Source organism: Aquidulcibacter paucihalophilus (genome assembly GCA_030285985.1).
In the GTDB taxonomy this organism is placed as follows: domain Bacteria; phylum Pseudomonadota; class Alphaproteobacteria; order Caulobacterales; family Caulobacteraceae; genus Brevundimonas.
Genome location: CP127384.1, coordinates 1,827,292 through 1,841,128, shown reverse-complemented (window position 1 = coordinate 1,841,128; position 13,837 = coordinate 1,827,292). Strand labels below are relative to the sequence as shown.

General features: G+C 68.0%; 14 protein-coding genes and 2 tRNA genes. 12 read left to right on the top strand and 4 right to left on the bottom strand.

Going from position 1 to position 13,837, the window contains the following annotated elements:
• Nucleotides 1-172 precede the first annotated feature (172 nt).
• The 4 genes from KB221_08920 to gltX all read left to right on the top strand — a co-directional run bounded on the left by KB221_08920 (nucleotide 173) and on the right by gltX (nucleotide 3,499).
• On the top strand, nucleotides 173-598 hold the full coding sequence (locus KB221_08920) for a flagellar assembly protein FliX (GenBank protein WIY68224.1): 426 nt from the start codon (nucleotides 173-175) through the stop codon (nucleotides 596-598).
• A gap of 186 nt (nucleotides 599-784) precedes the next feature.
• The gene (dksA, locus tag KB221_08915; GenBank protein ID WIY68223.1) at nucleotides 785-1,216 is read left to right on the top strand and encodes an RNA polymerase-binding protein DksA; all 432 of its coding nucleotides are present in this window, start codon (nucleotides 785-787) and stop codon (nucleotides 1,214-1,216) included.
• Nucleotides 1,217-1,253: 37 nt separating this feature from the next.
• Nucleotides 1,254-2,108: an alpha/beta hydrolase-fold protein gene (locus tag KB221_08910; GenBank protein ID WIY68222.1), complete on the top strand. Its 855-nt coding sequence runs from the start codon at nucleotides 1,254-1,256 to the stop codon at nucleotides 2,106-2,108.
• Nucleotides 2,109-2,164: 56 nt separating this feature from the next.
• Nucleotides 2,165-3,499: a glutamate--tRNA ligase gene (gene gltX, locus KB221_08905; protein ID WIY68221.1), complete on the top strand. Its 1,335-nt coding sequence runs from the start codon at nucleotides 2,165-2,167 to the stop codon at nucleotides 3,497-3,499.
• 83 nt (nucleotides 3,500-3,582) lie between these two features.
• Here gltX and KB221_08900 read toward each other — a convergent pair whose 3' ends face one another.
• Together KB221_08900 and KB221_08895 are read right to left on the bottom strand one after the other, a co-directional pair.
• Nucleotides 3,583-3,873, bottom strand: coding sequence for a hypothetical protein (locus KB221_08900; GenBank protein WIY68220.1), 291 nt, complete (start codon nucleotides 3,871-3,873; stop codon nucleotides 3,583-3,585).
• Between the two features lie 127 nt (nucleotides 3,874-4,000).
• The gene (locus tag KB221_08895; GenBank protein WIY68219.1) at nucleotides 4,001-4,603 is read right to left on the bottom strand and encodes a TIGR00730 family Rossman fold protein; all 603 of its coding nucleotides are present in this window, start codon (nucleotides 4,601-4,603) and stop codon (nucleotides 4,001-4,003) included.
• Nucleotides 4,604-4,834: 231 nt separating this feature from the next.
• Between KB221_08895 and KB221_08890 the strand changes: the two genes are divergently transcribed.
• Nucleotides 4,835-5,437, top strand: a complete 603-nt coding sequence (locus KB221_08890; protein ID WIY68218.1) for a hypothetical protein — start codon at nucleotides 4,835-4,837, stop codon at nucleotides 5,435-5,437.
• A 141-nt stretch (nucleotides 5,438-5,578) separates the two neighbouring features.
• Here KB221_08890 and KB221_08885 read toward each other — a convergent pair.
• Nucleotides 5,579-5,653 (bottom strand) — tRNA-Asn (locus tag KB221_08885).
• A 70-nt stretch (nucleotides 5,654-5,723) separates the two neighbouring features.
• Between KB221_08885 and KB221_08880 the strand changes: the two genes are divergently transcribed.
• Both KB221_08880 and KB221_08875 read left to right on the top strand, forming a co-directional pair.
• Complete coding sequence (locus KB221_08880; GenBank protein ID WIY68217.1) at nucleotides 5,724-6,527, top strand: RNA methyltransferase; 804 nt, start codon at nucleotides 5,724-5,726, stop codon at nucleotides 6,525-6,527.
• Nucleotides 6,528-6,640: 113 nt separating this feature from the next.
• Nucleotides 6,641-6,763, top strand: a complete 123-nt coding sequence (locus KB221_08875; GenBank protein WIY68216.1) for a hypothetical protein — start codon at nucleotides 6,641-6,643, stop codon at nucleotides 6,761-6,763.
• Nucleotides 6,764-6,911: 148 nt separating this feature from the next.
• Here KB221_08875 and KB221_08870 read toward each other — a convergent pair.
• Nucleotides 6,912-6,985: transfer RNA gene (locus KB221_08870), tRNA-Cys, on the bottom strand.
• Between the two features lie 139 nt (nucleotides 6,986-7,124).
• On the opposite strand from KB221_08870, the gene KB221_08865 reads away from it, so the two are divergent.
• From KB221_08865 to KB221_08845, 5 genes are all read left to right on the top strand, one after another.
• Nucleotides 7,125-7,754, top strand: coding sequence for a protein-L-isoaspartate O-methyltransferase (locus KB221_08865; protein WIY68215.1), 630 nt, complete (start codon nucleotides 7,125-7,127; stop codon nucleotides 7,752-7,754).
• A gap of 129 nt (nucleotides 7,755-7,883) precedes the next feature.
• Nucleotides 7,884-9,368 (top strand): TolC family outer membrane protein, encoded by a 1,485-nt coding sequence (locus KB221_08860; protein ID WIY68214.1) that lies wholly within the window; start codon nucleotides 7,884-7,886, stop codon nucleotides 9,366-9,368.
• A gap of 175 nt (nucleotides 9,369-9,543) precedes the next feature.
• Nucleotides 9,544-10,182: a DUF2497 domain-containing protein gene (locus KB221_08855; protein ID WIY68213.1), complete on the top strand. Its 639-nt coding sequence runs from the start codon at nucleotides 9,544-9,546 to the stop codon at nucleotides 10,180-10,182.
• An 86-nt stretch (nucleotides 10,183-10,268) separates the two neighbouring features.
• The gene (locus KB221_08850; GenBank protein ID WIY68212.1) at nucleotides 10,269-12,998 is read left to right on the top strand and encodes a valine--tRNA ligase; all 2,730 of its coding nucleotides are present in this window, start codon (nucleotides 10,269-10,271) and stop codon (nucleotides 12,996-12,998) included.
• The gene (locus tag KB221_08845) at nucleotides 12,995-13,747 is read left to right on the top strand and encodes a TlyA family RNA methyltransferase (GenBank protein ID WIY68211.1); all 753 of its coding nucleotides are present in this window, start codon (nucleotides 12,995-12,997) and stop codon (nucleotides 13,745-13,747) included. Before KB221_08850 ends, KB221_08845 begins: the two co-directional genes overlap by 4 nt.
• The last annotated feature ends 90 nt before the right edge of the window (nucleotides 13,748-13,837 follow it).

Genomic DNA, 13,837 nt, shown 5'->3' with positions numbered 1-13,837 from the left:
CCACGAACTGTTGCGCTCTGCGTCATGCCAGCGCCGTGCCAGTCAGAAAGGTCCGTAAAAACAACAGAGCGTCGGGGATCGGGGCGGCGGGCCACGGCAGAAAGTGCCGGGCCGTTAACCAAACGGTCACGTGGCTCCGACGATGGTCCGGCATGGACTGGAGTCGCATGCCATGAAGGTCACAGGTCCGTCCGGGCCGTCCCAGGCCCCGGGGCCCCGCGCCGCCCGCGCCGGCGGCGGCTTTTCTGTGCCGTCCGCCCCCGCGGCGGCCGGCGCGAGCGCCACGACCTCGGCCTCGGCACCGTCAGCCGTGACGGATGTCTCGGCCCTGATGGCGCTGCAGGGTGTTGAGGATGCCACCGAGCGGCGTCGCCGGGCGATCCGCCGCGGCGGCGGGCTGCTCGACCGGCTGGAGGAGCTGAAACTGGCCCTTCTGATGGGTGAGGCGGGCGAAGGCGCCCTGGACCGGCTGACGCGGACCCTGCGCGAAGAACGTCCGGTTGACGCCGACGCTGAGCTGAACAGCCTCCTCGATCAGATCGATCTCCGCGCCGCGGTCGAATTGGCCAAGGCCGAGTTACGCCGCAGTGCAGCATAAGCCTCCGAAATCCTTTGTAAAAACAGGGTCCGCGAGCGGCGGGTGATGAAGAAATGTCACGGTCGCGCACGGAGTCTCAGCTTCACTGGTCACGCTCGCGCGAGTGTTGTTGCCGCGACTCCTCGTCCTCCCTATAGGCAGGGCTGCGCCACAGGGGGGCGCTGTTTAAGACCGTGAGTGCGAACGATGACCGCATTGGCGTCTGCGATTGTCGAGCCGGCCGCGTACAGGCCGTCCGACGACGAGCCGTTCATGAACGAGCGGCAGCTGGCCTATTTCAAGGGCAAGCTGATGGACTGGAAGGATGACATCCTTCGCGAGTCCAAGGGGACTGTCGTCAACCTGAAGGCCGAGACGGAGAATCATCCGGATCTGGTCGACCGGGCGTCGTCGGAATCCGACCGGGCACTGGAGCTGCGGACCCGGGACCGTCAGCGCAAGCTGATCTCCAAGATCGACGAGGCGCTGCGCCGCATCGAGGACGGCTCCTACGGCTATTGCGAGGAGACCGGCGAGCCGATCAGCCTCGGACGGCTGGAAGCCCGCCCGACGGCGACGCTGTCGGTCGAGGCGCAGGAGCGGCATGAACGCCGCGAGCGCGTGCACCGGGACGACTGAACCCCGGGCGAACCGGCTGAAGACCCTGGAGGGACGGATGCGGACAGCGACTGCGCTCTGCCTGATCGCTGTCCTGTCCGGAGCCGCGGCCTGCGCCACGTCGCGGCCCGGACCCGTAACGCCGGTCACGCCGCTGGACTATCTGCCCGCGCTTCGGGGCGAGTATTTCGCGCTTCAGTCCGCGGCCACGGGGCGGACCCATCACATCTATGTCCGCCTGCCCGACGGCTATGATCCTGCGGCGGCGACGCGTTACCCGACCGTCTATCTGACCGACGGCGACTCGCTGTTTCCGATGCTGGCCCCCGGCCATCTGTTCCTGACGTATGACGACGGCCTGCCTGAGGCGATCCTGGTGGGGATTGCCTATGGCGGCTTCGATCCGGCCGTGAACCGGCGGCACATCGACTTCCAGTCGCCGGGTACCGGCGTGGCGCCCGGCGAGGCCGGTGCGGCGGCCTTCCAGCGCTTCCTCAAGACCGAATTGATCCCCGAAATCGAGCGGCGGCACCGGTCTGACGGCGCGCGGCGCGTGCTGTTCGGCCAGTCGCGGGGCGGGGCCTTCGTGCTGTATTCGGCGGTCACCGATCCGGACCTGGTCTGGGGCCGGATCGCCAGCAATCCCTCCATCACGCCCGGCATCGAATCCCTTCTGGAGGCAGCCGCCCCCGCCACACGCCGGGACCTGACCCTGGTCGTAACCAGTGGCACGCGCGACCGGCAGGATCTGCAGGTCGAGGCCGCCCACTGGCTGTCGGTCTGGCAGGCCCGCCCGGAGCGGCCGTGGCGGCTGTTCGGCGAGCGGATCGAGGGCGGCACCCATGCCGCCAATGCGCCGGACGCCTATCGTCGGGGCCTGCACAGGCTGTTCGATGCGGCCCCCGCGCCTTGACTTGGCCGCAAGGGAGCGCGACCTAGCCGCCTCCCAATCGAGGTCTTCTGCGCTCCATGTCCGTCAAGGTTCGTTTCGCCCCGTCGCCGACGGGTAAGCTGCACGTCGGCAACGTCCGCACCGCTCTCGTGAACTGGATGTTCGCGAAGGGGCAGGGCGGCAAGTTCGTGCTGCGTATCGACGACACCGATCTGGCGCGGTCCACGCCCGAGTTCGAACAGGGCATCGAGGACGACCTGACCTGGCTGGGGCTGGTCTGGGACGAACGCTACAACCAGTCCAAGCGGTTCGACCGCTATGAGGAGGCCGCGGCGCGGCTGAAGGCCTCCGGCCGGCTCTACGCCTGCTACGACACCTCGGAAGAGCTGGATCGCCGTCGCAAGGTGCAACTGTCGCGTGGCCTGCCGCCGATATACGACCGCGCGGCCCTGGAGCTGACGGAGGCGGAGAAGGCGGCCTATGAGGCCGAGGGCCGTCGTCCGCACTGGCGCTTCAAGCTCGAGGGCCGGCGGGTCGCCTGGGAGGATCTGGCGCGCGGCCATGCCGAGGTGGACACGACCTCGATGTCGGACCCGGTGCTGATCCGCGAGGACGGCCTGTTCCTCTACACCCTGCCGTCGGTCGTCGACGACATCGACATGGCCATCACCCACGTCATCCGTGGCGAGGATCACGTCACCAACACCGGTGCCCAGATCGAGATCTTCGAGGCCCTGGGCGGGCCGACGCCGGCCTTCGCCCATATGCCGCTGCTGGTCGGGGCCGACGGTCAGGCCCTGTCCAAGCGGCTGGGCTCGCTGTCGATCAGCGAGATGCGCGATCTCGGCTATGAGCCGATCGCCATCACCAGCCACCTCGGCCGGATCGGCACCTCGGATCCGCTGGAAGTCGGAACCTCGATCGATGCCCTCGGCAGCAGCTTCGCCTTCTCGAAAATGGGCCGCTCTCCGGCGCGTTACGACACGGCCGACCTGGACCGGCTGAATGCGCAGTCCCTGCATGTGATGGACTATGCGACGGCCCGGCCGCGGCTGGCCGAACTGGACGCCGATCTGGGCGCGGCCTTCTGGAACGGCGTGCGCGGTAACCTTCAGAAGTTCGCTGATGTCGTTGAAATGGCGACGATCGTGCGCGGGCCGGTCACGCCCGTGATCGAGGATGCAGCCTTTGCGGCGGCGGCTCTGGCCGCCCTGCCGGAGACCATCGATGAGACGCTGTGGCCAGTGTGGACGAACGCGGTCAAGGAGGCCACGGGTACCAAGGGCAAGGCCCTGTTCATGCCCCTGCGGATGATGATCACCGGCCAGCAGCATGGCCCGGACATGGCGACGCTGGCACCGATGATCGGGCGGGAGCGGATCGTGAAGCGGCTGAAGGGCGAAGCGGCCTGAGGCAGTTTCGCCCTCCATGCCCGGCGCAAGCAAAAGGCCGCCCTTCGCAGGGCGGCCTTTGTCGTTTCAGGGCCTGAAGGCGATCAGGCGTTGCAGGCGGCGATCTGTTCGGCGGTCAGGGCGACGCCCTTGTAGCTGAACGACGACACGGCACCGAAGCGGACCACGACGCGGCGGCAGGCGCGGGTCGCCGGCTGGTTGGCGCCGCCGCTGGCGGTGCAGGACGCGCCCTGGCAACGCCAGGAGGCACCGTCGATGATGATGGCAGCGACCGGGGCGCGGGCGGCGTCGACGAGGACGGCGCTGGTGGTCGGGGTCTGGGCGAAGGCAGGGGCGGCGGCGAACAGGGCCGCGGCAATGAGCAGAGCACGCATGGGGAGGTCTCCGATTAGGCGGGAGCGGTCATCCGTCCCGAGGCGCCAATGTCCGTTTTCATACGCAACTGTCAAAGTGCGTCTCTAAAAGAAACGTACGGACACCGGCTGACTAACCAGTGATTACTTAACGGCGATCATGTTGCAAGTGCGGCATGTCGTCGGCGGACTGCATGGCTTCGATCGCGGCCTCGACCGTGTCGCAGACGACCCAGGCTTGGCGGAAGCTGGCCGGGGTCATGCCCTCGGCGATGCTGTGTTCCATGACGGCCAGCAGGGGCTCCCAGAAGCCGTGCAGATTCAAGAAGATGACCGGCTTGGAGTGGAGGTCGAGGCGCTTCCAGGACAGGACCTCGATGACTTCTTCCAGCGTGCCCACGCCGCCCGGTGCGACCACGAAAGCGTCGGACTGGTCGTACATGATCGTCTTGCGCTCATGCATCGAGGGCACGATCAGGGTTTCGACGTCGTCGAACAGGCGCTCACGGCTGCGCAGGAAGCCGGGCATGACGCCAAGGACCCGACCGCCGGCCGCGTGCGCGGCACGGGCGGAGGCCCCCATCAGGCCGACCCCGCCGCCGCCATAGACCAGCCGCCAGCCGGCCTGGGCGGTCTGCTCGCCGAAGGCGCGCGCCGCGGCGGTGTAGGCCGGGTCGGAGAGGTCGGAGGACCCGCAGAACAGGCAGACGGACTTTCCGTCGAAGGGCTGGATGACGACAGGCGAAGACATGGGGCCTCGGGAACGGATGGGAGACAGCAGCCGCCTTGGCGCGCTATCTGGACCGCTACTCCTAGCGGTCGGATGCATGCGATGAAACGGGCCATATTGGGCAAGGCGGCGATAGCGGTCGTGTTGTGCGCCGCGAGCGCCGCCTGTTCGCCGCCCGCGCCGGCGGCGTCGGAGGAGACCCGGGCCCCCGCCGCGGTGGGGGGATGGACCCGTCCGCCGATGATTCGGTCGGTGCGGCGCGTCCCTGGCGGCCTGGTCTTTTCGGGACAGGCCGAGCCGGGCGCCCGTGTCGTGCTGCGCAGTGAGTCCGGTCCCGCTCATGCCGCGGCCGCCGATGACCAGGGGCGGTTCGAGATTCGCATGACCGCTCCGGCCGGCGACCTGTTGCTGCGCCCGGAAACCCAGGTGGGGCAGGACGCCGCGCCGGCGCCGGAACGTCTGCTGATCGTCGCCGGGGGGCGTGGCCCTGTCGCTATCCTCCGTGCGGGCGCAGCGACGCGGCGGCTGGACCGTGCGCCGGCCCTGGGCGCGGTCGACAGCGACGGCCGGATGCGGCTCGCGTCCGGCCTCAGCGCTCTGGCGGGTGAGCCGCTTGATGTGTCGGCCGGGGGCGAGGGCGGGGCGGTCAAGTCGGACGCCGCGGGGCGCTGGAGCCTCGTGCTTGGCCCTTCCACGGGGCCGGACGAAATCCGGGTCGGCGGTCGCGTCTTCACCTGGCCGGGCGAAGGCGGCGGCGAGGGTACGCGGGTCGAACGGGCGGGCGCGGGCTGGCGTGTGGTCTGGAGTGGCCCGGCGGGCGGGCGGCAGACGACCTGGCTGCCGGACGGCGAATGACCGCTTTACGATCGATTAACCAATTCAGGGCAACGGAGGATCGTCTTCTTTCTTCGAGGGCACCCACCATCACCGAACTTCTTCAGCCCGGCGCCTGCGTCGGGCTTTTTTTTTCGGTCTGACGCTGTGGTGGGGAAAGAGTGGCTCCGCGGGTAGGATTCGAACCTACGACCAGCCGATTAACAGTCGGCTGCTCTACCACTGAGCTACCGCGGAACACTTCCTCTCGGGAAGGCGGGCGCTATAGCAGCGCGAGTCAGACTGACGCAACGGGAAATATCCGATCTTGGCCCTGATCCGTATCGACGACCCCGACGATCCACGCATCGGCGGCTTCCGCGACATCCGCGAACGGGACCTTACGGGCAGGCAGGGCCTGTTCGTAGCCGAAGGCGAGGTGGTGCTGAACGTGCTGACATCGGACCGGTCGTTGTGCCGGCCGATTGCGTTCTTGCTGGACGAAAAGCGGCTTGAAGGGCTCTCAGCGGTGCTGGGACGGGCGGCCGGGGACACGCCGGTCTATGTCGCGAGTCAGTCCGTGCTGGATGCGATCGCCGGTTTTCACCTGCATCGGGGGATCCTGGCGCTCGGAGAAAAGCCGGCGGCCCGGTCGCTGGAAGCCTGTCTGGCCGGGATGGGGCCGGAGGCCGTCGTGGTCGCGGCCTGCGGCACCGGCAATCATGACAACATGGGCGGAATTTTCCGCAACGCCGCGGCCTTCGGAGCGGACGCTGTTCTGCTGGACGCGCAATGCTGCGACCCGTTTTACCGCAAGGCCATCCGGGTTTCGGTGGGCGCTGTGCTGCGGACCCCGATGGCGACGGGGCTTGACGCAGTGGCCATGGTGGAGGGGCTGACGGCTGCGGGGTTCGAGGTCTTCGCCCTGACCCCGGGGGCCTGTGAGCCGCTGGACCGTGCACCGCGGGGCGGGCGGGTGGCGATTGTGCTGGGGCCGGAGGGGCCGGGTCTGGCACCGGCGGTGATCGCACGCTGCCGGCCGGTCGGAATTCCGATGTCAGGCGGTTTCGATTCGCTGAATGTTTCAGTCGCCAGTGGAATCGCGCTGCACCATTTCACGCGACGGGCGTGAATCGATTTCACGCGACGGGCGTGAATCGATCACCAAATCGCGATTAACGCTTTGTACACCTTGATGAACCGGCAAAGCTGTGTCGCTGTGAGGTGTCCGGGGGGAGTTCACTCATGTTTGGTGGCATTTTCGTCTTCATTCACCGCAATGCGCGCATCGCGCTGGCGGTCGGTATCGTCGCCGCGGGCGTGAGCGCCGCCAGCGTCATCGGCTGGATCACCGCACCGGTCGCCTGACCGGACCGCCAGGGTCGGTAACCCCGATCCGTGCTTCCGACGTCGTCAGCCGCTTCGGGCGCACGGTTTCACCACCAGGACGATGCCAGCCACAGGCGACCGCTGCCTGTGAGCGGTGCTGCCGGTTCGGGGTGGGACGAAATCGCGATGGAGGCCTGACCGAGAATCGAACTCGGGTGCAAGGATTTGCAGTCCTCTGCGTAACCACTCCGCCATCAGGCCCTGGGCCGAAAAAAACGGCCGCGCCATCGCGAGGGGCGTTCGCTATCAGATCGGATTGTCCCCCGCAACGCACAGACCTATAAGCGCGCCAGATTTCCCGGATTTCACCGGGCGCCCCTAGCTGCAGGATCGTTCCTCCATGGATTTCGCCGCCGCCCGCAAGGTCATGGTCGACAGCCAGGTCCGCGTGAACGATGTCACAGACCGTGCGCTTCAGGCGGCGCTGCTGGCCGTGCCGCGGGAAAGGTTCCTGCCGGCGGAGCGTGCCTATTCCGCCTATGCCGAGATCGAGCCCGAGATCGCCGGCGGCCGTAAACTGATGCTGGCCCGCGACCTGTCGAAGCTGCTGATGGCGCTGGACGCGCAGCCGGGCGAGACGGCCCTGGCGATGGCGGCGCCCTATGCCGCCGCGGTGCTGGCGCGACTCGGCCTCGAAGTGACCGCCCAGGAAGCCGACGGTGCCGTGTTCGAGGTGGTCGGCGATGTGCTGGCGGAGGAGGGCGTCCGGACGGCTGTGGCACCGCTCAAGGCCCCCGCCGCCGGCGGCTATGACGTGATCGTCTGCGAAGGCGCGGTGCCCGGACGCACAGAGGCGTGGCTGGATGTCCTGAACGTCGGCGGGCGGATGGCGGTCGTTGAACGCACCGGTCCGGTGGGCAAGGCGGTGCTCTACGTGCGGGGCGAGCAGGGGTTGTCCCGGCGGGAACTGTTCAACGCCGCGCCGCCCCTGCTGGCGGAACTGTCGCCGCTCCCCATCTTCGCGCTGTAGGATCGCGGACCCCGACGGACTTTTCCGGCGAGTGCGTGAAAAAAACTTAACTGGCGTGAGCGCAAAGCGTCCCGCATCACACCGACGAGATACGAAGGGCGCGCCTCCCCGCGCCAGGCAGGAACAGACATGCTGAAACGTACGCGCGCGCTCGCCTCGGTCGCCGTCATCGCCGTGATCACCGGCATGGGCGCTCCCGCCTGGGCCGAAACGCTCAAAGATGCGCTGGCCCTGGCCTACCAGACCAATCCGTCGCTGCTGGCCCAACGGGCCAACCAGCGGGCGCTGGATGAGTCCATCGTCCAGGCGCGCGCCGGACTGCGTCCCCAGCTCGACGTCAGCCTGACCGCCAGCTACGCCCGCAGCTTCAGCGACGCCCCGTTCGGCAACCCGGACAGCGACAGCGGCAGCGCCAGCATCGGCCTGTCCCAGACGCTCTGGTCGGGTGGCCGCATCGGCCACGGCATCTCGGCGGCTGAGGCCAACATCCTGGCCGGACGCGAGAACCTGCGCGACATTGAACAGACGGTCCTGGCCTCGGTGATCCAGGCCTATGCCGACGTCATCCGCGACGGCGAAATCCTGGCCATTCGCCAGTCGAATCTCGGTGTGCTGCAACGCCAGCTGGAAGAAGCCTCGGCGCGCTTTGAGGTCGGCGAGATCACCCGCACCGACGTTGCCCAGTCCGAATCCCGTCTGGCCCAGTCCGAGGCCGATCTGGCCAATGCGCGGGCGCAGCTGTCGGTGTCGCGCGCGGTCTATGCCGCGGTCGTCGGCCAGGCCCCGGGCGATCTGGCCCCGATGCCGGTCCTGCCGGGCATCCCGGCCGATTTCGACGCCGCTCTCGACGTCGCCCTGACCGACAATCCGTCCATCCGTTCGGCCGCCTATACCCTGGCCGCGGCCGAGTCCAACGTCGCAGCGGCCAAGGCCGAGTACATGCCTTCGGCCCGTCTGACCGCCTCTTATGGCGGGACGGCCAGCGATCTCGGTGCCATCGACGATCTTGGGGACAACACCCGGTTCCAGGCCGGCGCGACGGTCTCGGTGCCGCTGTTCACCGGCGGGCTGAACAGCTCGCGCGTCGCCCAGGCCCGAGAGCGCGCCAATGTGGCCCAGATCAACGTCGAGGGTGAGCGCCGCAACACCCTGCAGGCGGTCAGCTCGGCCTATGCCCAGTCGATCTCGTCCCGCGCCACGCTTCAGGCCGGCGAGGAAGCCGTGCGGGCCGCGACCGTAGCCGCCGAGGGCGTGCGGCAGGAGGCCCAGGTCGGCCTTCGCACCACGCTGGACGTGCTGAACCAGGAGCTGGAGCTGCGCAACGCCCAGATCACCCTGGCCAGCGCCCGTCGCAATGAATACGTCGCCCAGGCCAGCTTGCTGGCCGCCATGGGCCGGCTGGAGGGTGCGGATCTCGACGCCGCACTGACCGTCTATGACCCGGCCGCCAACTACAACCGCGTGCGCAACCGCGGCGGTCTGCCCTGGGACGGCATTGTCGAGACGATCGATCGCCTTGCCGCACCGTCGGTCGTTCCTGCGAACGACGCGGCGGACGCGCCGATCGACACCCAGCTGAAGTCTGATGTGGTGATGACCGCGCCGCGCGATTGAGTGGGTCCCGGTCGCCTGTCGGGCGACTGTGGAGGCGTCCGTTAACCTCACAGGCGAAAAACGCCCGTTGATTCCAGCGGGCTGAGATGCGACGACATGGTGTGGGAGGGGTCTCCTCTTCCTTGCCGCAAATCGACTTGACTGTGCGTTCGCCGCGCACCCCCGGGGTTTCGACATGACCGACCAGACCGCCCAGGAACCGACGATGGAGGAAATCCTGGCGTCGATCCGCCGGATCATTTCCGAAGACGACGCCCCGGCAGAGACCGCGCCGGTTGCCGCTGCGCCTGAGCCGGAGCCTGCGCCGGAGCCTGCGCCGGAGCCGGAGCCCGCGCCGGAACCCGAGCCCGTCGTTTCTTCTGCGTTGATGGATGAGACGCCGTCGATGGAAGAGCCGCATGCCTCCGAAGAGGACGTGCTGGAACTCACCGAGGCCTATGAAGCCCCGGCCGCCGAGAGCCTCGGCGACCTTGATATCTCTGCCGCCGAGCCCTTCCCGAGCGCACCGGTCGATGAGTCGGTGTTCGTCGAGGAGCCGGTTCAGGCCTATGCGCCCGAGCCCGCGCCGGCCTATGACAGCCTCGTCGGCGACAGCGCCGCGGCCAGCGCTGCATCGGCCTTCGCCGGCTTCGCCTCCACCATCCGCAAGCCTGATCCCATTGAGACCATGGGCGGCTCCGGCCCGACCGTCGACGAACTGGCCCGCAGCCTGCTGCGGCCGATGCTGAAGGAATGGCTGGACGCCAACTTGCCGGCCATCGTCGAGGCCCAGGTACGCAAGGAAGTCGAACGCATCGCCCGTAACGCCGGCTGACTTCACCCGCGACCCGATCAAGGCTAGATCATTCCGGGGCGGCTCCAGTCGGGGCCGCCCTTATCTTTTGTCTGAAGACCTTCCCAATGCTCGACAAGACCTTCGACCCGACCGCCGCCGAACCCCGCCTGTATGCGATGTGGGAGGACAGCGGCCTGTTCGCGCCGCGCGACGTCAGCGCCACCGACGGCGCGGCGGATGCCTATTCGATCGTCATTCCGCCGCCGAACGTGACCGGCTCGCTGCACATCGGCCATGCGCTGAACAACACCCTGCAGGACATCCTCGCCCGCTATCACCGGATGCGGGGCAAGGCGGTGCTTTGGCTGCCCGGCACGGACCACGCCGGCATCGCCACCCAGATGGTGGTCGAGCGCCAGCTGGCCGCGGCGGGCAATGTCAGCCGCCGCGAGATGGGCCGCGAGGCCTTCCTGGCCAAGGTCTGGGAGTGGAAGGCCGAGTCCGGCGGCACCATCGTCCAGCAGCTGCGCCGCCTGGGCGCGTCGTGTGACTGGAGCCGGGAACGGTTCACCCTCGACGAGGGGCTGAACGCCGCCGTCCGCAAGGTCTTCGTCCAGCTGCACCGGGACGGGCTGATCTATCGCGACAAGCGTCTGGTCAACTGGGATCCGCATTTCCAGACGGCGATCTCGGACCTTGAGGTCGAGCAGCGCGAGATGGACGGGCACTACTGGCATTTCGCCTATCCGTTGGCCGACGGCGTGACCTATGAGCACCCGGTCGCCTTCGACGAGGACGGCAAGGCAACGGCGTGGGAGACGCGCGACTTCATCGTCGTCGCCACGACCCGGCCGGAGACCATGCTCGGCGACACCGGCGTGGCCGTGCATCCGGACGACGCCCGCTATACGGGGCTGATCGGCAAATTCGTGACCCTGCCGATCGTCGGCCGGCGCATCCCGATCGTCGCTGACGACTATGCCGATCCGGCCAAGGGGTCGGGCGCGGTGAAGATCACTCCGGCGCACGACTTCAACGACTTCCAGGTCGGCAAACGGGCCGGGCTGGCGGCGCTGAACGTGATGGATGCCTTCGGCCGCATCACCGCTGCCGATACGGCCGACGTGCCTGCCGACTTCGAGGGCATGGACCGCTTCGCCGCCCGCAAGGCCATCGTCGCCCGCGCCGAGGAAGACGGCTGGCTGAAGGAGATCGAGAAGACCCGCCACGTCATCCCGCACGGCGATCGCTCGGGCGTGGTCATCGAGCCGTGGCTGACGGACCAGTGGTACGTCGACGCACACACCCTGGCCCAGCCGGCCATCAAGGCGGTGGAGCAGGGCGACACGGTCTTCGAGCCGAAGAGCTACGAGAAGATCTATTTCGAATGGCTGCGCAACATCGAGCCCTGGTGCATCAGCCGCCAGCTCTGGTGGGGTCACCGCATCCCGGCCTGGTATGACGCCGACGGCAAGATCTACGTCGCCGAGAGCGAGGCCGAGGCCGTCGCCCAGGCCGGCGGCAAGTCGCTGACCCAGGACGAGGACGTACTCGACACCTGGTTCAGCTCGGCCCTGTGGCCGTTCTCGACCATGGGCTGGCCGGAGAAGACGGAAGACCTCGAGCGCTTCTATCCGACCAGCGATCTGGTGACGGCGGCGGATATCATTTTCTTCTGGGTTGCCCGGATGATGATGATGGGACTTCACTTCATGGATGAGGTTCCGTTCAAGCGGGTCATCATCAATGGCTTGGTCCGCGATGAGAAGGGCCAGAAGATGAGCAAGTCGAAGGGGAACGTCATCGACCCCCTCGGCATCATCGACGAGCTGGGTGCCGATCCGCTGCGCTTCACCATGGCCATTCTGTCGGGCACACGCGACATCAAGTTGTCGAAGCAGCGCATTGAAGGCTATCGCAACTTTGGCACAAAACTGTGGAACGCGGCGCGCTTCTCGCAGATGAATGAGGCACGGCGGGTCGAGGGCTTTGATCCGGCGACCGTGGACCAGACCATCAACCGCTGGATCCGCGGCGAACTGACCAAGGCCGAGCGCGGGGTCAGTGAGGCGATCGAGGGCGGCCGTTTCGACGATGCGGCCTCGGCCCTGTATCGCTTCGTCTGGAACGTCTTCTGCGACTGGTATCTGGAACTGGCCAAGCCGGTGTTCATGGGGTCGGACGAGGCCGCCAAGGCCGAGACCCGGGCCATGACGGCCTGGACGCTCGACCAGACCCTGAAGCTGATGCACCCGATCATGCCCTTCATCACCGAAGAGCTGTGGGACAAGCTGGCCGGCGAAGGTGCGGCACGGAGTGAAGCGACGCTGATCGGGGCGGCGTGGCCGGTGCTGCCGGACGCCTTCATCGACGCGGCGTCGGAGGCCGAGATCGGCTGGCTGGTCGATCTGGTCACCGAAATCCGCCAGCTGAAGGCCGAGATGAATGTGCCCCAGGGTGCCAAGCCCGGCCTGTCCTTCATCGCGCCGGACGCGGTCACCGCGGCCCGGATCGCGCGCCATCGCGACCTGATCCTGACCCTCGGCCGGGTGTCGGACCTGTCGACCGTCGAGTCGGCGGCCGAGGGGGCGGTGACCTTCGTCTCCGGCGGCGCGACGGCGGCGCTGTCGCTGGCGGGCATCATTGATCTGACGGCCGAGCGTGCGCGCCTGACCAAGGAAGTCGCCGCGTTCGACAGCGACATCGGCCATTTCAACAAGAAGCTGGGCAATCCGAACTTTGTGGATCGCGCGGCCCCGGAGGTCGTCGACGAACAGCGCCAGAAACTGGCTGAGGCCGAGGCCGGCAAGGCGAAGCTGCAGGCGGCGCTGGCGCGGCTGGACGCGGTGGGGTGAAGACCCGGCTCGACCAGCTGCTGGTCGCGCGCGGGCTGGCGGAGAGCCGGGCGCGGGCGAAGGCGGCGATCGAGGCGGGCGGGGTGACGGTCAACGGCGTTCCCGCCAGGGCCGCGTCCCAGTCCGTCGCCGGGGATGCGGTCGTTGACTATGCCGATGCCCACCAGTGGGTCGGGCGTGGTGCCTTGAAGCTGGATCACGCCCTGTCGCTGTGGCCGGTGGCGGTCGACGGTCGGACGGTGCTGGACGTCGGCGCCTCTACGGGCGGTTTCACCGAGGTCTGTCTGTCACGCGGCGCGACGCGGGTATTTGCCGTGGACGTGGGCTCCGGCCAGCTGCATGCCCGCGTGGCGGCGGACCCGCGGGTGATCAATCTGGAGCAGACCGATGCGCGTGAGCTGACGCCGGCGCTCATCTCCGAACCGCCGCAACTGATCGTCTGTGACGCCAGCTTCATCGGCCTCGCCAAGGTCCTGCCGGTGGCCCTGTCACTGGCCGCGCCGGACGCGGACCTGGTCACCCTGGTCAAGCCGCAGTTCGAGGCGACCGGGCCCGGCGGGACGAAGAAGGGCGTGGTCAAGGATCCGGCGGCGCAGCAGGCGGCGCTGGCGGCGGTCTGCGACTGGCTGGAGGGCGAGGGCTGGGCGGTGCAGGCCACCACGGAGAGCCCCATTACCGGCGGCGACGGGAATGTGGAGTTTCTGCTGTGGGCGAAGCGGCGGGAAGCTGTTGGCTCGGCCGGCGACTGAAGCTGCGTCGTCGGACGCGATGCGTCCTCCTCCGGCACTCAAGCAGCGAGCGCCCCGCGCCGAGCGTTAGCGCCCTCCCAACAAGGAAAA